Origin of the sequence: Subtercola vilae (assembly GCF_004923255.1) — a bacterium.
In the GTDB taxonomy this organism is placed as follows: Bacteria; Actinomycetota; Actinomycetes; order Actinomycetales; family Microbacteriaceae; genus Subtercola; species Subtercola vilae.
On sequence record NZ_QYRT01000004.1, the window covers coordinates 56,460 to 74,160 of the forward strand.

17 protein-coding genes are annotated in these 17,701 nt (G+C 62.6%); 8 read left to right on the top strand and 9 right to left on the bottom strand.

Annotation, left to right across the window (positions count from 1 at the left end; genetic code table 11):
* Positions 1-17: 17 nt before the first annotated feature.
* The 5 genes from D4765_RS02920 to D4765_RS02940 all read left to right on the top strand — a co-directional run bounded on the left by D4765_RS02920 (position 18) and on the right by D4765_RS02940 (position 6,403).
* Entirely contained in the window at positions 18-971 is a 954-nt protein-coding gene (locus D4765_RS02920; RefSeq protein ID WP_136640728.1) for a carbohydrate ABC transporter permease, read from the top strand.
* Positions 968-1,843 carry a carbohydrate ABC transporter permease gene (locus D4765_RS02925; protein ID WP_136640729.1) on the top strand — a complete coding sequence of 292 codons (876 nt, stop codon included), beginning with the start codon at positions 968-970 and terminating at the stop codon, positions 1,841-1,843. Before D4765_RS02920 ends, D4765_RS02925 begins: the two co-directional genes overlap by 4 nt.
* Positions 1,844-1,908: 65 nt before the next feature.
* Positions 1,909-3,180 (top strand): family 1 glycosylhydrolase, encoded by a 1,272-nt coding sequence (locus D4765_RS02930; RefSeq protein WP_136640730.1) that lies wholly within the window; start codon positions 1,909-1,911, stop codon positions 3,178-3,180.
* A gap of 5 nt (positions 3,181-3,185) precedes the next feature.
* Entirely contained in the window at positions 3,186-4,715 is a 1,530-nt protein-coding gene (arfA, locus tag D4765_RS02935) for an arabinosylfuranosidase ArfA (RefSeq protein ID WP_136640731.1), read from the top strand.
* On the top strand, positions 4,715-6,403 hold the full coding sequence (locus tag D4765_RS02940) for an exo-alpha-sialidase (RefSeq protein WP_136640732.1): 1,689 nt from the start codon (positions 4,715-4,717) through the stop codon (positions 6,401-6,403). The genes arfA and D4765_RS02940 overlap by 1 nt, the downstream gene beginning before the upstream one ends.
* A 73-nt stretch (positions 6,404-6,476) precedes the next feature.
* On the opposite strand, the gene D4765_RS02945 is transcribed toward D4765_RS02940, so the two are convergent.
* The 3 genes from D4765_RS02945 to D4765_RS02955 form a co-directional block, all read right to left on the bottom strand.
* Positions 6,477-7,571 carry an ABC transporter substrate-binding protein gene (locus D4765_RS02945; RefSeq protein WP_136640733.1) on the bottom strand — a complete coding sequence of 365 codons (1,095 nt, stop codon included), beginning with the start codon at positions 7,569-7,571 and terminating at the stop codon, positions 6,477-6,479.
* A gap of 118 nt (positions 7,572-7,689) precedes the next feature.
* Positions 7,690-8,592 (bottom strand): ABC transporter permease, encoded by a 903-nt coding sequence (locus D4765_RS02950; RefSeq protein ID WP_136640734.1) that lies wholly within the window; start codon positions 8,590-8,592, stop codon positions 7,690-7,692.
* A complete protein-coding gene (locus D4765_RS02955; RefSeq protein WP_136640735.1) occupies positions 8,589-9,446 on the bottom strand; it encodes an ABC transporter ATP-binding protein in 858 nt (285 codons plus the stop codon). Before D4765_RS02955 ends, D4765_RS02950 begins: the two co-directional genes overlap by 4 nt.
* 216 nt (positions 9,447-9,662) lie before the next feature.
* Here D4765_RS02955 and D4765_RS02960 point away from each other — a divergent pair, with 216 nt between their 5' ends.
* Entirely contained in the window at positions 9,663-11,240 is a 1,578-nt protein-coding gene (locus D4765_RS02960; protein WP_161580328.1) for a sensor histidine kinase, read from the top strand.
* A complete protein-coding gene (locus D4765_RS02965) occupies positions 11,237-11,932 on the top strand; it encodes a response regulator (RefSeq protein WP_136640737.1) in 696 nt (231 codons plus the stop codon). The genes D4765_RS02960 and D4765_RS02965 overlap by 4 nt, the downstream gene beginning before the upstream one ends.
* Positions 11,933-11,967: 35 nt before the next feature.
* On the opposite strand, the gene D4765_RS02970 is transcribed toward D4765_RS02965, so the two are convergent.
* From D4765_RS02970 to D4765_RS02980, 3 genes are all read right to left on the bottom strand, one after another.
* Entirely contained in the window at positions 11,968-13,350 is a 1,383-nt protein-coding gene (locus tag D4765_RS02970) for a protein kinase domain-containing protein (protein WP_136640738.1), read from the bottom strand.
* A 5-nt stretch (positions 13,351-13,355) separates the two neighbouring features.
* Positions 13,356-13,613 carry a DUF6458 family protein gene (locus D4765_RS02975; protein ID WP_136640739.1) on the bottom strand — a complete coding sequence of 86 codons (258 nt, stop codon included), beginning with the start codon at positions 13,611-13,613 and terminating at the stop codon, positions 13,356-13,358.
* Between the two features lie 133 nt (positions 13,614-13,746).
* Complete coding sequence (locus D4765_RS02980; RefSeq protein ID WP_237280223.1) at positions 13,747-14,271, bottom strand: MarR family winged helix-turn-helix transcriptional regulator; 525 nt, start codon at positions 14,269-14,271, stop codon at positions 13,747-13,749.
* Positions 14,272-14,361: 90 nt separating this feature from the next.
* On the opposite strand from D4765_RS02980, the gene D4765_RS02985 reads away from it, so the two are divergent.
* The gene (locus tag D4765_RS02985) at positions 14,362-15,744 is read left to right on the top strand and encodes a serine/threonine-protein kinase (protein ID WP_136640740.1); all 1,383 of its coding nucleotides are present in this window, start codon (positions 14,362-14,364) and stop codon (positions 15,742-15,744) included.
* Between the two features lie 21 nt (positions 15,745-15,765).
* On the opposite strand, the gene D4765_RS02990 is transcribed toward D4765_RS02985, so the two are convergent.
* The 3 genes from D4765_RS02990 to D4765_RS03000 are packed head-to-tail and all read right to left on the bottom strand — an operon-like array spanning position 15,766 to position 17,667.
* Positions 15,766-16,341, bottom strand: a complete 576-nt coding sequence (locus D4765_RS02990) for a GIY-YIG nuclease family protein (protein WP_136640741.1) — start codon at positions 16,339-16,341, stop codon at positions 15,766-15,768.
* A 52-nt stretch (positions 16,342-16,393) separates the two neighbouring features.
* Positions 16,394-17,209 (bottom strand): NAD-dependent epimerase/dehydratase family protein, encoded by an 816-nt coding sequence (locus tag D4765_RS02995; protein ID WP_136640742.1) that lies wholly within the window; start codon positions 17,207-17,209, stop codon positions 16,394-16,396.
* Positions 17,206-17,667, bottom strand: a complete 462-nt coding sequence (locus tag D4765_RS03000; protein ID WP_237280224.1) for a MarR family winged helix-turn-helix transcriptional regulator — start codon at positions 17,665-17,667, stop codon at positions 17,206-17,208. The genes D4765_RS02995 and D4765_RS03000 overlap by 4 nt, the downstream gene beginning before the upstream one ends.
* Between the last annotated feature and the right edge of the window lie 34 nt (positions 17,668-17,701).

The following is a 17,701-nucleotide window of genomic DNA, read 5'->3' on the forward strand; positions in this document are numbered from 1 at the left end:
CAACCGTGGAGAGATTCATGACCACCGCACGTCTTCAGCGAACCCGCCCGTTTCGGCCACATGGCCAACTCGGTGGCCGCACGCCGCTCAACGGCACTTTCAAACGCCGCGCAACCATCGTGGGCTTTCTGGCCCCGGCGCTCGTCATTCTGGCGGCCTTCGTCGGCTGGCCGATGATCTCGGCGTTGCGGTTGTCGTTCACCGATGCCAGCGGTTTCGGCACCCCGACCTTCGTCGGACTCGACAACTACACGCGAATCTTCACCGACCCCGAGATTCTGCACTCCATGGGCAATACGGCGTACTACGCCGTCATGTTCACGCCGGTGTCGATCGCCGTCGCGCTCATGCTGGCTCTCGCGATCAACAGCCCGCGGCTGCCCTTTCGGAGCTTCTTCAGGTCGACGCTCTTTCTGCCGTTCATCATCTCCCTCGCCGTCGCCGCGTTCGCGTGGTCATACCTGCTCGACCCGCAGATCGGGCTTCTCAACTACTGGCTGGCCGCTGTGGGCATCCATCTCGGCAACGTGCTGCAAGACCCTGTGCTCGCCATGCCCACCGTCGTGCTCGTAGCCGTATGGAAGAACTTCGGTTTCTACATGGTGATCTTTCTCGCCGGCCTTCAAGAGATTCCGACCAGCTTGTACGAAGCGGCCCAGCTCGATGGGGCGAACGGGTGGAGACGGTTCACCAACGTCACCTTCCCGATGCTCAGCAACACGATGGCGTTCGTTGTCGTCGTCGCCCTGATCGCCGCGCTGCAGGCCTTCGACCAGATCTACGTACTCACCGGCGGCGGCCCCTATCGCAGCACAGAAACGATTGTCATGCAGATCTATCAGTCCGGATTCAAAGACCTCGACCTCGGATTCGCCTCCGCCCTTTCGTACGTGTTGCTGATCGTGACCCTCCTCCTCAGCCTCGTGCAGTTTCTGTTCTTCGGTCGTCGCGGAGAGGCGAACAACTCATGACAACTTTCGGCCAGCCCAAAGCGCTCACCCTCAGTGGCACGCACACCCGACGCCGGGGCGACCCGATGCGGTGGGCGTACTTCGCCGGATTTCTCATCGTCACTCTTGCTCTGATGCTGCCGGTCATCATCATCGTTCTCACTGCGTTCAAGCCCGCTTCAGAGGTGAACGCCTACCCGCCCACCCTTCTGCCCCACCAGTGGACGCTCGACAACTTCGCGGCGATCTTCTCCCAACTGCCCTTCGGCCGGCTGCTCGGCAATAGTTTCGCGTTCGCGGGCGGGGTGACCATCTTCGCCCTCGTCTTCGACTCGCTCGCCGCATATGCTCTCGCCCGGCTCGACTTCAGGGGCTCCCGGGTGCTTCTGATCGTGATCGTCGCGAGCCTGATGATTCCGTTCCAGGCCACACTGATTCCGATCTACCAGCTCGTGTCGCAGTTGGGCTGGGTGAACACCTTCGCCGGGCTCATCGCACCCCGCGCAGCCGATGCCTTCGGTATCTTCTTCCTCCGTCAGTTCTTCGTGTCACTCCCCCGCGATCTTGACAACGCGGCGCGAATCGACGGGGCGTCTGAGTGGCGCGTGTTTCGAAGCGTGGTTCTGCCGAACGCTGTTCCGGCGCTTCTCACCCTGGGCATCTTCACCTTCGTGAACAACTGGAACGACCTGCTCTGGCCGCTGGTCTTCACCACCGACCAGAACATGGGCACTGTCACCTCGGGGCTGACGCTTCTGACCGGCCCGGGTGGAATCATCCCTCAAGGCGTAATGATGGCCGGTGCTCTGGTGGCCGTGCTGCCGCTCGCGATCATGTTCTTGCTCGTGCAACGACGCTTCATCGAAAGCGTCGCCAGCACCGGACTCAAGTGACCCGCCGGCATTCGCACAGAGCCGCCCACCTGTCTTTTTTGATCGACCCTGAGACGAGCACGCCCATGAAATGGTTCGACGACGACAAATTGCACTTCGCGCTTGGAATCGAAGACACCTTCGTTCCGCAGACCCGCGAGGGTGAACGCGCAATCGACGAATACGAACTCACCGAGCACTACACCCACATCGACACCGATCTCGCACTGGCCACCGGCGTCGGTGCCGAGATGCTCCGTTGGGGAGTACCGTGGCACCGGGTGGCAGCGGCCCGCGGCCAGTGGGACTGGTCGTGGCTCGACCGGGCACTGAACAGGTTTCAGCAGCTGGGCCTCCGACCGATCGTCGACCTTCTGCACTACGGCACGCCGCTCTGGCTCGACGACCAGTTCGCGAACCCCGACTACCCGAAGCACATTGCCGAGTTCGCTGCCCGGTTCGCCGAACGGTACGCCGACATGGCGACCGACTACACGCCTGTCAACGAGCCGATGATTCACGCCCTCTTCTCCGGCGAGTACGCCTACTGGCCGCCGTACCGGCACGGGCCGACGGGCCTCATCACGATCGCCGCAGCGCTTGCTGAAGGGTTTGTGCTCACCCAACAGGCGATCGCCGGCGTGCTCGGTGACGAGGCGACCTTTGTGCACGTCGATGCCGGCATGCGGTACGTGGGAGACGTCGACGACCCGGAACATCGCGAGACCGTGGCGCGACTGCAGCAACAACGCTTTCTGGTCGAAGACCTCGTGACCGGAAATGTGCGGGAAGGCCACCCCCTTCTCGCGCAGCTGCGCCAGGGGGGCGTGACCGACAACCACCTGTCCTGGTTCGCCGACAACGCGGTTCAACCCGATGTGATGGGGGTGAACTACTACCCGCTGCACTCAACCGAAGTCTTCGAGAAGAATGTGCACCACGGCGGCGGGTTCGCTGACCCTCGCCCGTTCCGTGACGCGGGAACGGAAGGGCTCCGCGAGGTTCTCACCACCTACGCCGATCGCTACGGGGCGCCCGTGATGCTCACCGAAACCTGCGTGACCGGCACCGTCGCCGAGCGAATCTCCTGGCTCGACGCGTCGGTGGCCTGCTTGCACGAGCTTCGAGCCGAGGGGCTTCCCGTCGTCGGTTTCACCTGGTGGCCGCTGTTCGACATGTACGAGTGGACCTACCGGCACAGCACCAACCCCCGAGCTGACCACCTCCTGACGATGGGCCTGTTCGATCTGGTCGAGACCGGGTCGGGCGACCTCGAGCGCCGCCGAAACCCCGTCGCAGACCGATTCAGGCAACTTGCAACCGCGTCGGCACTCTCCCCGACCCTCATTCGAAAGTGACCCTCATGCTGCGCGCGCACCTCACCGCCAACCCCCGCACCCCCATTGCTCCCATCAACCGACGGCTCTTCGGCACCTTCGTCGAACACCTCGGCCGATCCGTCTACGACGGCATCTACGAACCCCACCACCCGAGCGCAGACCCAGAGGGGTTTCGCCGAGATGTCATCGAGCTCGTCAAAGAACTCGGGGTGAGCACCATCCGTTACCCCGGCGGTAACTTCGTCTCCGGATTCCGGTGGGAAGACAGCGTCGGACCGCGCGAGCAGCGACCGCAGCGCCTCGATCTGGCCTGGCACTCCACGGAGACCAATGAAGTGGGTCTGCTCGAATTCTCGAACTGGCTGAGCAAAGTCGGCAGCGAGCTGATGCTGGCGGTGAACCTCGGAACCCGTGGCACCCAAGAAGCACTGGATCTGCTCGAATACAGCAACCTTCGAAGCGGAACGACCCTTTCAGACCAGCGAGCCCACGACGGGCATCCGGAACCCTACGGGGTGAGCATGTGGTGCCTGGGCAACGAGATGGACGGCCCGTGGCAGCTCGGGCACCGCTCGGCCGACGACTACGGCAAACTCGCCGCCCAGACGGCCCGCGCGATGAGGGCCTTCGACCCCTCGCTCGAGCTGATGGTCTGTGGATCGTCGAGCGCGTCGATGCCGACGTTCGGCGAATGGGAACGCGTCGTGCTCACCCACACGTACGACGAGGTCGACTACATCTCGTGCCACGCCTACTACGAAGACCACGGCGACACTGCAGAGTTTCTCGCGTCGGGAGTCGACATGGACCGCTTCATCGAGTCTGTGATCGCCACCGCAGACCACGTCAAAGCCGTTCGCGGTAGCACGAAGACCATCAACATCTCATTCGACGAGTGGAACATCTGGTACAACGAACGCTTCGAGAAGGTCGACAAGATTCAGGGGAGCCAGAACTGGCCTGTCGCACCGCGCCTGCTCGAAGACGTCTACACCGTCACCGACGCCGTCGTGTTCGGAAGCCTGCTCATCTCGCTCCTGAAGCACGCCGACCGGGTGACGAGCGCGTCGCTGGCCCAGCTCGTCAATGTGATCGCCCCGATCATGACCGAGCCCGGCGGTGGCGCGTGGCGCCAGACGACATTCTTCCCGTTCGCTGCCACCTCGGCGCACGCCATCGGTTCGGTGCTGCCCATCTCCATCGAATGCGAGACCTACGACACCAGAACATTCGGATCGGTGCCTCTCGTTGACGCCACGGCGACGCACGACACCGAAGGCGGAAGCACCGCCGTGTATCTCGTCAACCGATCACAGACCGACGCCATCGAGGTGAGTATCGACCTCGGCGGGCTCGTTCTGCGCTCACCATCAGCTCGAACGCTCAGCGACACCGACCCGCTCGCCGCCAACACCCTCACCGATCCGAACCGGGTAACGCTGCAGGCCAACAGTTCACTCACCCAGAGCCACACCACGCTCACGATCGTTCTACCGCCCATCTCATGGACCGAGATTCACGCCCACGGCATCATCGAAACGAAGGAGATCTGATGAAACGCACACCCCGATCGGCACCGAACACACCCCGAGGTAAGACAGGCACGCGGCGGCTGATCACTGCTGTCGCGGTCATTGTCGCCGCGCTGATAGCGCCACTGACGCTGGCCGCGTCTGCTTCGGCCGTCACGACGGGAAACGGCGCTCTGGTCTACTCCCCCGCTGCCGGCACCTCATTCAACCCCGAGGGAGGCAAAGCGGCAGGAACCACCTATGCCAAAATGATCGTTCTAAAAAACAGTGGCACCTCCAACGGCACCCAGATTGTGACCTTCGACCAGCTCGTGCTCGAAAATGGCGTGCAGGTCTACCCGATCTATCGCAGCACAGACAACGGCGCGTCATGGAGCAGGATCGCCGCGATCAAGCCCAGCACCCAGTTCTCGGCCCTGACCAGAACCGCGCAGCCCTCTCTGTACGAGACACCCGTTCAGCTCGGAACCATGCCGGCCGGAACACTGCTGCTCAGCGGCATGATCATGCCAGCAGACCGGTCAAGCAGCCGACTCGTGATGTACAAGAGTCTCGATCATGGCGTCACGTGGTCATTCGTGAGCACCGTCGACACCGGCGGGCCTGCCACCTATGACCCCAGCCCCACCTCGACCACCTCCACGGTCTGGGAGCCCTCGCTCGCCGTCGACGCGAACGGTGGCCTCGTCACGTACTTCTCTGACGAACGACAGAAAGCGAACAACGTGCTCCAAGCCGTCAGCTATCGCCGGTCGACCGACGGTGGCCTCACCTGGGGCGCAGAGGTCAACGTCTCAGCACCAACGAACAAGAGCGACCGGCCCGGCATGATCACGGTCACGCGACTGCCCAACGGCAATTACATCGCAACCTTCGAGGTGGTGAATCGGCCCAGCCAGTCGAACAACACGGCCCCCGTCTACTACAAGATCTCACCAGACGGCCTGACGTGGTCTCCTGCTTCCAGCATTGGAACACAGATCACCCTCCCGAACGGTCGGAGCATCGGATCCTCCCCCGAAGTGCGGTGGATTCCCACCGCCGGTAACGCGAACGGCATGATCGTCGTCTCCTCCAAGTGGGGTCTCACCTCTGCCGGGGCTATCGACGGCGGGCAGAATTTCGTCGTCAACCGCAACCAGGGCAGTGGTTCGTGGGAGCAACTGCCCTACGCGGTCACCTACGACGCCGCCGATACGCAAGGCGGAACCTTCGCCGGGTTCGCCCAGAGCTTCGATAGCAGCGCTGACGGTAAGACGCTCTACCAGGCGACCAACGTCGAGAACCTCACCACCACCTACAACGACGTGCGTGTCGGATCCATCCCCATCAATGCCACCGCGTACGAGGCAGAATCGGCTTCCCTCACCGACACCTCACTGGTCAGCCAAGGCGATGCCGTCGGCGGTGTGAAGGTCGGCAACATCAACAACGCCGACAGCTCGGTACGATTCACCGTCACCGCAGCAACCGCCGGCACGTACACAATGAACGTGCGGTACGACAACGGCAACGGTTCGACCAGCACTCACAACGTCAGTGTCAACGGCGGGGCGAACACGGCCCTGTCGTACCCGGTGACGCCGAACTGGGGTCGTTTCGCCTGGGCGCAGCGCACCGTCACCCTCACAGCGGGCAGCAACACGATCACCTTCACCAAAGGCACCGGATTCGCCGAGCTCGACCAGATTCAGATCTACCAACCGTAAGCCAGAACAAGAACGATGGGCCCACGCGAAAGCTCGCGTGGGCCCATCGTTCTTTCTGGTGAACGTGTCTGACTCAGCCCGTCGTGGTGTCGGCCGCTTTCGTGGTCGGAGTGATCCCGAGCTGAGTGAGTGCAGCCTGGGCGTACTGCTGAGTGAAGGTCGATGCAAACGGCACCTTGGTGACGTCGGTTCCGATAGCGTTCTCCATGGCGAAGATCGTCGTCGGGCCTCCGGCGGGCATCAGGCCGTCTGGAAGAAACTGCCCGTAGTCCGCTTGCAGAGCTGCGACGTACTGATCTTTTGACACGGTGCTGTTCTGCACGAACTCCTGGGGCAATGCGTCAGCAACATCTTTCGCAGTATGGGTGTGCATCCACTCCATCGTGGCGACGAGCGCAGTGACGACTTTCTGCACGGTGTCTTGGTTCTGGCTGACCCAATCAGCATTCGCAAGCAGACCGGCTGCCGGCCACGCACCGCCCAGATTCTGCTGCGCACCCTGAGTGGTTGCGAGGTCGAGCGCAGAGACGGCTATGCCCTGCGATTCGAGAGCGGCGACCGTCGGCTGCGTGGTCATCACGCAGTCGGCCTCACCCCGTTGCAGGGCCGCGATGGCCGTCGCGCCGGCGTGCACAGCGACGGTCGTGTAGTCCGACTTCGAAACACCACCCTTGGATGCGACGAATTGCGTCAGTTGGTCGGTGCCGGAACCCAGGTCTGTCACCCCCATCTTTTTGCCGCGAATGTCGGCGGGTGTCTTCACGTTTGCCGCGGGGGTGCACATGATCCGTTCTCCGGGAGCACCAGCGAGCTGCACCAGATTGATGATGTTCTTGCCCTTGGACTGAAAGTCGGGTGCGTGAATGTACCAGGCGCCAGAGAAGTTGACCTGGCCGGAGACCATCGCCTCCTCTGCGCCGACGCCCCCGTTCTGTTCGGTCGACAATTGCATGTTGACGCCATATTTCTTGTAGAAGCCGAGACTCTCTGCCAGCTGATAGGGCAGGTAGATCTGCTTGTCGATGCCACCGACCATCATGGAGACAACCGGTAGTGCTGCCCCATCGGAGCCTGTTGCGTTGGGGGTGGCGTTGCCGCTGCATCCCGCGAGTACCAGCGACAATGCTGCTACTGCGGAGGCGGCAGCGACGATGCTGCGCTTTTTCATCTTGAGTGCGTTTCCTTTCGGTATCGCCGGGAACGGATGCTCTCGGCGAGGTTCGTGACAGATGGCAGAAGCTGAGACATCCGGTCTCTGCCGCTTCGGGGAGTTCGAGTGCTTCAGATCAGATCGCTTGCGTATCTGATCGCACCGGCGGGCGCCACTTCAGCACCGAACGCTCGAGAAGAGTGATGAGATATTCCGCGCCGAGAGTGACGACGGCCATGATCACCATGCAGGCGAACACGGTGTTCGGATCGAATCGGCCCTGGGACTGGCTGATGATCAGGCCGATGCCTTTCTGGGCTCCGAGCACTTCGGCGACGAGCGCCCCGATGATGGCGAAACCGAACGCGGTGTGCAGGCTCGCGATGATCCACGTCATCGCAGAGGGAATGGTGACGTGGCGTGCCACCTGCAGGGGTGACGCGCCCAGAACCCGAACGTTTGCGACCAGGTTCTGGTCGACCTCCCGCACGCCTTGGTAGGCGTTGAAGAAGACCGCGAAGAACACCAGCACGGCAGCGAGCAGAATCTTCGGAAAGATGCCGAGCCCGAACGCGACAATGAAAATCGAGCCGAGCACGATGCGGGGGATCGAGTTCAACACCTTTATATAGGGGTTGAACACGTTCGACAGGTACCGGTTCGAACCGAGAAGAATCCCGAAGATCACACCAGCGATCGTTCCGAGAAGAAACCCGAACAGGGCCTCTTGCACGGTCACCCAGAGCTGATCCCAGATCGATCCGAACGCCGTGCCCGCCGTGAAGAGCGTGACGAGGGAGTCCCAAATGAGCGTGGGCTCCCCGTAGAAGAAGGGGTCGAGTATCTTGTTCTGCGCGAGCAGCTGCCATCCACCGATGAAGATGACGGCAACGGCGATGCGGCCAACCCAGACCCAGGTTCTGTTTCGGCTGCGGGAACGCCGGGCGGATGCCTGAAGTTCCGCCTCAGACTGCAGCGCCGGTGTACCTGTGGCACGGGCGGCCGCGGCGCCTCTGTTGTGCTGAATCAGGGTGCTCATGCTGCCACTCCCGTTGTGCGCTGGTATGCCCGCTGAACTTCGTCGCGCAGCGACTCCCAGATCTGCGTCTGCAACTCGATGAACCTTTTCTCGTGGCGCAGCGTTTGAACATCTCCTCGCGGTCGCGGCAGGTCGATGTCGAAGATGTCTTTCACCGTGCCGGGACTGGTGGTCATAATGACGACGCGGTCAGAAAGCGCTACAGCCTCGTCGAGATCGTGGGTGATGAACAACACCGAAGGCCGAAGCTCCTCCCACAACCCGAGAAGTTCGGTCTGCATGATGGCTTTGGTCTGCACGTCGAGCGCACCGAACGGCTCATCCATGAGCAGGATGCGCGGGTTGTTGATCAGCGCCGCTGCCAACGCGACCCGTTTGCGCATTCCTCCAGAGAGTTGATGAGGGTATCGATCCTCGAATCCGCTCAGGCCCACCCGGCGCAACCAGTCGAGCGCGAGCACCATCGCTTCTTTCTTCGATGTTCCCAAAAGCACCGGGCCGATCATCACGTTCTGCAGAACGGTCTTCCAGGGAAAAAGCGAGTCTGCCTGAAACATATAGCTGACCCCGTTGGTGATGCCGTCGACGATGTGCCCGCCCACCTGGACGGATCCACCGCTGGGCCGCTCCAGCCCTGAGACCTGCGCGAGTGTCGTCGACTTGCCACAGCCGGTCGGACCGACGATCGCGCAGAACTGACCCGGCTCGACCGTGAGGGAAACGTCTCGAATAGCCGTGAAGGGTTGACCCTTCGGCGTCAGAAATCTCTTCGTCAGCCCGACGATGTCGATTTGCGCTCCCTCATCAGCCACTCCGGGGGCAACCGGGGTGCGCTTGGGGGTGTTGTCACCCATGTGCTTGACCTCTCTGTCTTTGCACTTCGTCAGTGCTTCTGCGTGATGATGCTCGCAGGAGGCCGAAGTGCTGTCTCGTTTCTGCGCCATGAGCGCGTTGTGCGCATGAGAAGCCGGTTGTGCGCATTAGAAGCCGGTTCTGCGCATATTGCTCACGTGATCCAGTGCGACAATCAATGCATGATGCGACGGCGGATCAGAAAACTTTCGACCCAGATGTTTCTTGCACACCTGGCGATTCTGACGACCTCCACCGCTATCGGATTTCTTCTGTTCGCCGCCACAGCCCGAGGCCATCTTGATGACGAGTACCAGTCGAGGGCTGCCTCGATCGCACAGACCTTCGCGCAAGACGACTCAGTTCAGACCTGTCTCTCTGCACGAAACGCATCGTGCGACGCGCGCATCCAGGAGCTCGCCACGGTCACCGCGGCCGAAACGGGCTCAGCCTTCGTCGTCGTCATCGACGCACACTCTGTTCGCGTCTCACACCCCAACCCCGCGCTCATCGGCAAGCCCGTCTCCGAACCGCTGATCGCAACCGACGGTCAAGTTCACCTGCGGGTAGACAACGGAGCAACGGGAACCACCGCCAATGCGATTGCACCCTTGTATTCCGCAGAGGGTGCCTTCATCGGCGAAGTGTCTGTGGGCATCAGAGAAGACTCTGTTTCGAACGCACTGCTCGCCCAGCTGCCTTCCTATGGCGTCTGGTTCGTCGTCATGCTGCTGCTCGGCGGGCTGGCCTCGTTCGGCCTGTCCGCTCGCCTGAAGAGACGCACGTTCGGGTTGGAGCTGGATGAGATCGCCCGTCTTCTGCAAGAAAGAGAAGCGACACTGCACGGAATCCGCGAAGGCGTCATCGCCATCGACCCGGCAGGCCGGATCAGCGTCAACAACGACGAAGCACAGCGGCTGCTTCACCTCGCCGACAACGTCGTCGGCCACCGGGTAGAAGATGTGCTCCCACCCGGCCCGGTACGCGACGCTCTCACAGGCACGAGCGTCGTAACCGATCAGATCGTGCTCACCGAAGATTTCTGGCTTGTTGTGAACAGAATGCCGGTGATCCTGTCTGGCCATCCGCACGGCGTGGTGGTGACGCTACAAGACAGAACCGTCGTTGAGGCGCTCAGCCGAGAACTCGACGGTGAACGCAGCCTGACCGAATCGATGCGCGCCCAGCAGCATGAATTCAGCAACCGCATTCACGGCATCGCAGGGCTCCTCGAGCTCGGCCGATCTGAGGAAGCGCTCGAGTACGTCAACGAGATTCGCGGCACCGCAGCAGATCTCGACCAGACCCTCCGAACTCGTATTGCCGCGCCCCAACTCGTCGGTCTCATGCTCGGCAAAGCCGCCGAGGCGAACGAGCGCGGAATCCAACTGACACTCGATCCGGCGACCTCCGTAGGAGCAGCGCCAGACCGTGTGCAAGCTCTCACCACCATCGTGGGCAACTTGATCGACAATGCCTTCGATGCCGTAGCTGAAACTGCGGCACCCCGCCGGGTAGAGGTCGGCATCGTCGAGACCGACGATGAGCTGCGGGTCACGGTCAGCGACAACGGCCCCGGGGTTTCGGATGCAGCACTTCCGCAGTTGTTCCGAAACGGTTTCACCACCAAGCGAGGCTCATTTGTGCGACACAGTGGGCTTGGGCTCTCCCTGGTACAGCGTTCCGTGACAACTCTGGGCGGCAGCATCACGGTCTCCGAAGGGCCGGGGGCCACCTTCACCATCGTGATGCCGCGATCGACGGCCCCCAGCAAGAACACCGAGGTGACAGCATGACGGCCGACCCGCTGACCGTGCTCATTGTCGACGACGACTTCCGTGTCGCCTCGGTTCACCATGGCTTCGTCGAAAAGGTACCCGGGTTTGTCGTGGTGGGCGAAGCACACACAGCGACCGAGGCGCTGGAGATGGCTGAGCGACTGCACCCCGATCTTGTTCTCATGGACATCTATCTGCCCGATGGAGACGGGCTAGACGTGACACGCGCTCTTCTTGACAGCGCACGCGCCCCGATCGTGTTCGTCATCTCCGCCGCAACAGACGTCGAGGCGGTGCGCACGGCGATTCAACTCGGCGTGGTGCACTACCTCGTCAAACCCTTTGGTTTCGCAGCGCTCGCCGAGCGTCTGGGCGCAGTCAGAGCGGCCCGCGCGCAGATCGCCGATTGGCCCTCTGACGCCAGCCAGCAACACATCGACCACTTGTTCGACCTCCTTCGCCCGGCGCGATCAGACCATGATGCTGCCGACGTCGAGCACCTCGCACCCACCCTGCAGCTCGTCTACAAGTCGATCGGCAATCAGAAGCCAGGCCTCTCGGCATCTGAGATCGCAGCGCTTGTCGGTATCAGTCGAGCTACGGCGCAACGCTACCTGGCCCAGCTCGAAAACCTCGGAGCCGTCTCGCTCGAACTTCGATACGGCCAAACGGGCCGCCCGGAGCATCGATACTCGCTTCGTCATCGCTGACGACATCTGAGTTCGTCACTGACGCCGTACGGAGCTCAGGTCAGGGGGCGCACTGTCGGTGTCGTCATTTCAACGGTGGTCTGAAGGCTGAGTTGCCGCAACTCGAGCTGGGTGACGATAAGTGCGGCGAGGTCTTCGAGGTTCGCCAGTTCTACGGTGCTGACACCGCGAGGAATGAAGTCGAGCACGCTGAGGGTGCCGATCACGGTGCCATCCTGACGACGAAGCGGCACCCCGACGTAGAAGCGCAGGCCCAGGGGGCCCGTCACGAGTGGACTGTTTTTGGCACGGTCGTCGAGACGCCCGTCTGTGATGATGACCGGCTCATCGCTCGGCGCGGGTGTGCCCGTGAGATCGATCTGCCGGGCGATCTGATCGACGGCGTCGCCATAGTGCGATCGGAACCATGTCTTGTCGCGGTCGACGACGCTCACGATCGCGATGGGAGCAGAGAACACCCGTGCGGCCATTGCGGTGGCCCGATCCAGTGCCTCGTTGGGCAGCGTCTCGAGGATCGCTGAGCGAGCCAGAGCGGCGGCGCGGGATGCCTCATCAGGAAACAGCGGGTGCAGAACCTCCTCCTTGTGCCGGCCGCTTTCGGCGATGACAATGTGGCGAAGGGCGGCCACGAGTTCGTGGCGTTGCGGCCGGTTGTTGGGGTGACGGTCGGTCATCGCCGCGAGTAACCCCCGCCAGAGCTCGGGTAGCTTCTCCGGTACGACCGGATCGCGCTCGAGGCGCGCCATGGCAGATTCGACGATGCTGCCGGGGTACTCGAGCTGACGGGTGAAGCACTGCAACAGCACCAAGCCGAGAGAGTAGACGTCGGTGGCAGCAGAGATGGTGGTACCCGATGCCTGCTCAGGGCTGAGATAGCCCGCAGTTCCTGTTGTCACACCCTGAGCTGTGAGTCGTTCGAGGTCGTGTGCAAGGGCGATACCGAAATCGGTGAGCTTGGCGCGCGCACGCGACGACCCATCCTGATAGTCGACCAGAAGGATATTCGACGGTTTGACGTCTCGATGAATCACGTTGCGGGCATGCATGTAGTCGAGCGCCTCTGCCATGTCATACCCGATCTCGGCGATGTGCCTCGCGGAGAGCCGGGGCCCGCTGGTGAGGTGCACATGAAGATCTGGCCCGTTGACGAGAGCCATGACCAGGTATCGGTTCGCTCGGCCATACTCGTCATACTCGGCACCAGCATCGAACAGCTGAACCAGAGCGTGATGGTCTAGTGAGGCAAGCACGGCAAGCTCTCCGTCGACCCGACCAGACTGCGCCTGGGCCGTGTGAAAGAGTTTGATTGCAACATCTCGGCCGAGTACTTCGTCGCGCGCCCTGAACACGGTGGCCATACCGCCGTATCCGATGGGTTCGAGCAACCGGTAACGATCGCCGAGCATCTTGTCGATCATGAACCCTAGACGAGAGGGTCGTCGCGATCGATCGTTCGTCGGGACACCTGCTCGCCGCTCACGGGGTCAACAGCCGAGCGCGTGGTCATTGTGCTTTGGCGGCGCCGTGTGATGAGCACTATTCCGATGATCATGCCGAGCACACCGGCAGCCATCAAGATGTATCCGACAAGATGCAGGTCGATGAAGGAGACCTGCACGTTCACGGCGAAGGCAAGAATTGCGCCGACAACAAAAAGGAAGATGCCCGATCCAAGGCTCATGATAATTTCCTGCTTTCGAATGCTCGTGGTGAAAGCGGCAGTTGCCGACAAGAGTCTCATGACGATAGCAACTAGTTCATTGGTCTAGCAATCGGCTTGACATGACGATTGCGGCGAGGCTATAAGCAGCTCGCTACGCGATGCCGATCTGGTCGACAGTCGCTTTCATCGTCGTCAGAAAACGCGTCACGATGCGCACCTCATCTGCGGTGAGATTCTGGGTTGCTTCGGCCATGTGCTGCTGTGCCACGGCTAGCATGGGGCCGGTGTCACCCTCGGCGTTTGCCGTCGGAACGATTTCACTTGACCGGCGGTCGGTGAGGCTCTCGCGACGCTCGATGAAACCGCCGGCCTCAAGGCGCTGCAGAAGCACGCTCGTCGAGGCGCTGGAGATGCCCAGATACCGGGTGATGTCTTTCGACGCGACGGGGATGCTCGCCGCCCGTTGATCGAGAACGAACCGCAACGCCAGCAGGTCATTCTCCCCGAGCCCCATCGCTGTGCCGGTGCGCCGTCGCATCGCGGCCTCGGCTGCTCGGTACATGTGCAACGCTTCGAGCACATTCTCACTGCCCCCCGCTTGCTCAACGGGCGCCACTGAACCTTGTGGGTGAGCGTTGGCTCTGACCAGGTCGCTGTAGTCAAATGGGTCAGTCACACCAACCAGTGTGTGCCATCATTTGCTAGTTTGGCTAGCGATTCGCCTGATCTGCGGCGAGAATCAAGTTTCAGCAGCAGAAAGGGCGTCATGGAGTCTGACGAAAACGTGTGGGTCGGCAGGGTGCTCGCCGGCCGCTACACGGTGACCTCGCGGATCGGCTCGGGCGGCATGTCGACCGTGTACCAAGCCTCAGATCAGCAGTTGGGTCGCAGTGTTGCAGTCAAACTCTTCAACCCCGGCGAGGCACGAGACGATAGCAGGCGTCGAAGCGAAGTCGACGTACTGGCACGCCTGAATCACCCGAATCTGGTCACCATGCATGACGCCCATCTCGCGTCTGGTGACGAAACCACCCCGAGCTTCCTGGTCATGGAGCTCGTCAATGGGCCCGACCTCCGCTCGACGCTTGACCATGGCCCGCTCCGCGGGATGGTGGCTGCGCAGATCGCGTCAGACATCGCCGAGGGTCTGGCGGCCATGCACGCCCTCGGTATTGTGCATCGCGACTTGAAGCCGGCGAACATCCTGCTGGCACCGACCGGCCTCCCGTCACCGACCCACCGAGCAAAACTCGCAGACTTCGGTATCGCGCATCTCATCGGCGCCGACAGGATGACCACTGTCGGTACCGTCATCGGAACGGCCGCGTACCTCAGCCCGGAACAAGCGTCAGGCGCAGATCCCGGCCCTGAGGCCGACGTCTACGCCCTCGGGCTCGTGATCCTCGAGGGCCTCACCGGGCATCGGGAGTACCCCGGCACCATCGTTGAATCCATGGGCGCCCGAGCCACCCGCGACCCTCGCGTCGACGGCAGCCTGCCGGCCAGCTGGGTATCTCTGATCACCCAGATGACAGCCCGAGACCCAGCCGCACGGCCCAGCGCCCTCGACGTCGCCATTCGCGCACGAGACATCAGCGCCGACCTTGCCGGATGGGAGGGCGCGACCGCTGCTCCGTCACGCTCGGATGCCACCGTCGCGATGGTCTCCCCCACGCTCAGAATGCCTGCGGTGCCTGAAACCACAGAGGCTACCTTGCCTCTTGCGGGCTCAGTGGCCCCCGCGATACCGCTCAGCTCGCACCGAACCAGCGGCAAGCGCCGCACGGTGATCGCCCTTGTTGCTGCCGCACTGCTGGTCGCAGGCATTGTGTGGGCCGGTGGATCATGGTTGAACGCTCCCACGACCGATCCGGCCGGGCCACGCCCCATTCCCAGCCAAACAGACACGACAATCGATGTTCCCGCAGACGCCACTTCGCCAGCACCCGCGCAGCCCTCGATTCTGCCCGACCAAACGCCACAGACCGCGACCACCGCTTCGCCAACCCCCTCGACAACATCGACAGCATCGACACCAGCAGTCCCAGCAGTGACGCCCACCCCTGCGACATCGACCAACGGAAACGGAAACGGCAACAACGGAAACGGAAACGGAAACGGGAAGGGAAAGGGAAAAGGAAACGGGTAGAGCAGTCGTTGCTCCGCGAGGTCAGCCCTGCAGGGCGATGGCTTGGCTGAGCCAGAGCGCGTACTGATCCCACGGGTCATCGACTCCGGCCTGCAACAGAGAGATATGGGCATCCAGCTCGGGGTGATTCGTGAACCATTCGCTGTGCGGGATGCGGTGGGTGGCGAACTGCAGGTGCCTCAGGTGTTCCCGGTGCCGATTTCCGCGCTCGAACGCGACCAGTTCGTCGTAATGCAGTTGCGCGAGCCGCGCGCGCGGGTTGGCCGAGGTGCCGATCTTCACCGTGTCGCGGTAGCGCACGTAGTAGACGACGTCGACGCGAACGGGGCTCGTACCGCTGTCGCGAATGTCGCCGAGCCGCCACTCGCAGATGGCGCACAACCAGCCCGACGGGTACCGCACGCCCAGCCGAGACCCGCACGCGGCGCACGCGGTAGGGAGCAGATCGGTCACGCCGACGCCTGCCGCAACGTGGTCGTACGCGGCCAGAAGGTGCTGTTCGCACAGGTTCAGCCCGGTCGCGGGGTCGGCGAAATTCGAACACCGTGCACCTTCGGGCGTCGCGAGTGAACACTTCGCGCCTGGGGCAGTGGTCATGGCGGCCAACCTACGGCAGGCCGCCGACACCGGTCTGCAGTGCGGCGCTACCTCAGAGCAGCGCCTTGCGCGCGGCCTCGTAGATGGTGCCGATTGTGGGCGCGAATCCGAGGCTGCGGGCGAGGCTCACATCCATCTGCCCCTTCCACGGTTGGGCAAGCGGCTCGGCCGACGAGCCGTAGGGGTAGCCGACGATCTGCGACATCTCGTAGATACTGAGGGCTGCGTTGTCAGCGATGTTCACCGTGCGCCCGTCAAAGGCACCCGTCAGCGCCAGAGTGAATGCCGTGGCGATGTCGGCATGATGAATGACGCTGAGCCTCTGTGCCGGATGCCACGCCATGCCCGTGGCGAGTTCGGGCAGGGCCTCGAGGTGCCCGTCTTTGTCGCCGTAGATGAACGGAAGCCGCAGAATGCCCCACGTGAGAGAGCTGGCACGCAGCAGTTTCTCTGCTTCGACCTTGCTGGCGGGGTAGGCGAGGATTGGTTTAACAACGTCATCCTCGCGGCCGGGGTGAGGGCTGCCGGCGTCGTAGACGTTGGAGGTGCTGGCCAGAAGAAACCGCGCATCCGGAGCGTGCTGCTCAACGGCAGCGATCAGGTTGCGGGTTCCCTCGCGGTTGACCGACCAGATCTGCTCTTCGTCGCGCGTGCGGAAGACGGCGGCGAGATGAATGACGGTCGAGACCCCCTCGACGGCAGCCTCGAGAGCTTCGGGGCTCAGAACGTCGCCCTCGGCGCGTTCGACGCCGACGGGCAGCTCCTTTCCGGGGCGAACGAGCGCGCGGCACTCAATGCCCGCCTCGGCGAACCGTTTGAGCAGGCGGGGGCCGACGAGGCCCGTTCCTCCGGTGATGAGAATTGTCATGATCTGTTCTCTTTCTTGTAGTCGGTGAGTCGTTTGGTGGCGCCGCTGAGAACGCGGTTCATGGTCGCGATGTCGGCAGGGTCGACCCCACCGAAGGCGACCTCGGCGATCAGGGCCATCGGGTCGGGCAGTGACGCCCAGAGCGTTCTGCCCAGAGGGGTGATGAGCAGCAGCTTCTGCCGCTGGTCGTGCGGGGCGGCGATCTGCTCGATGAGCCCCTTGCGGACGAGCGCCGCGATGACCGCGCTGAGGGTCGCTCGTTCGACCTCGAGTTCGCGTGTGAGGTCGCTCTGGCCGACCGATTGCTCGTCGCTCAGCCGGTACAGCACGTACCACTGGGTGGTTCCGAGATCGTAGGGGCGCAGCACCGATTCCATCAGGGCACGACTGGCCAGAAAGTATTTCTTCGCCCACTGGCCGGGAACATCGAGCTCGAAGTCGTTCGCATCGTTAGGCACCTTACAACTATGTATGGTGCCTAACAATATGTCA

Bases quoted from the DNA above. Each gene is read 5' to 3' on its own strand.
- D4765_RS02920 (WP_136640728.1), top strand. From the start codon at position 18: ATGACCACCGCACGTCTTCAGCGAACCCGCCCGTTTCGGCCACATGGC.
- D4765_RS02925 (WP_136640729.1), top strand. From the start codon at position 968: ATGACAACTTTCGGCCAGCCCAAAGCGCTCACCCTCAGTGGCACGCAC.
- D4765_RS02930 (WP_136640730.1), top strand. From the start codon at position 1,909: ATGAAATGGTTCGACGACGACAAATTGCACTTCGCGCTTGGAATCGAA.
- arfA (WP_136640731.1), top strand. From the start codon at position 3,186: ATGCTGCGCGCGCACCTCACCGCCAACCCCCGCACCCCCATTGCTCCC.
- D4765_RS02940 (WP_136640732.1), top strand. From the start codon at position 4,715: ATGAAACGCACACCCCGATCGGCACCGAACACACCCCGAGGTAAGACA.
- D4765_RS02945 (WP_136640733.1), bottom strand. From the start codon at position 7,571: ATGAAAAAGCGCAGCATCGTCGCTGCCGCCTCCGCAGTAGCAGCATTG.
- D4765_RS02950 (WP_136640734.1), bottom strand. From the start codon at position 8,592: ATGAGCACCCTGATTCAGCACAACAGAGGCGCCGCGGCCGCCCGTGCC.
- D4765_RS02955 (WP_136640735.1), bottom strand. From the start codon at position 9,446: ATGGGTGACAACACCCCCAAGCGCACCCCGGTTGCCCCCGGAGTGGCT.
- D4765_RS02960 (WP_161580328.1), top strand. From the start codon at position 9,663: ATGTTTCTTGCACACCTGGCGATTCTGACGACCTCCACCGCTATCGGA.
- D4765_RS02965 (WP_136640737.1), top strand. From the start codon at position 11,237: ATGACGGCCGACCCGCTGACCGTGCTCATTGTCGACGACGACTTCCGT.
- D4765_RS02970 (WP_136640738.1), bottom strand. From the start codon at position 13,350: ATGATCGACAAGATGCTCGGCGATCGTTACCGGTTGCTCGAACCCATC.
- D4765_RS02975 (WP_136640739.1), bottom strand. From the start codon at position 13,613: ATGAGCCTTGGATCGGGCATCTTCCTTTTTGTTGTCGGCGCAATTCTT.
- D4765_RS02985 (WP_136640740.1), top strand. From the start codon at position 14,362: ATGGAGTCTGACGAAAACGTGTGGGTCGGCAGGGTGCTCGCCGGCCGC.
- D4765_RS02990 (WP_136640741.1), bottom strand. From the start codon at position 16,341: ATGACCACTGCCCCAGGCGCGAAGTGTTCACTCGCGACGCCCGAAGGT.
- D4765_RS02995 (WP_136640742.1), bottom strand. From the start codon at position 17,209: ATGACAATTCTCATCACCGGAGGAACGGGCCTCGTCGGCCCCCGCCTG.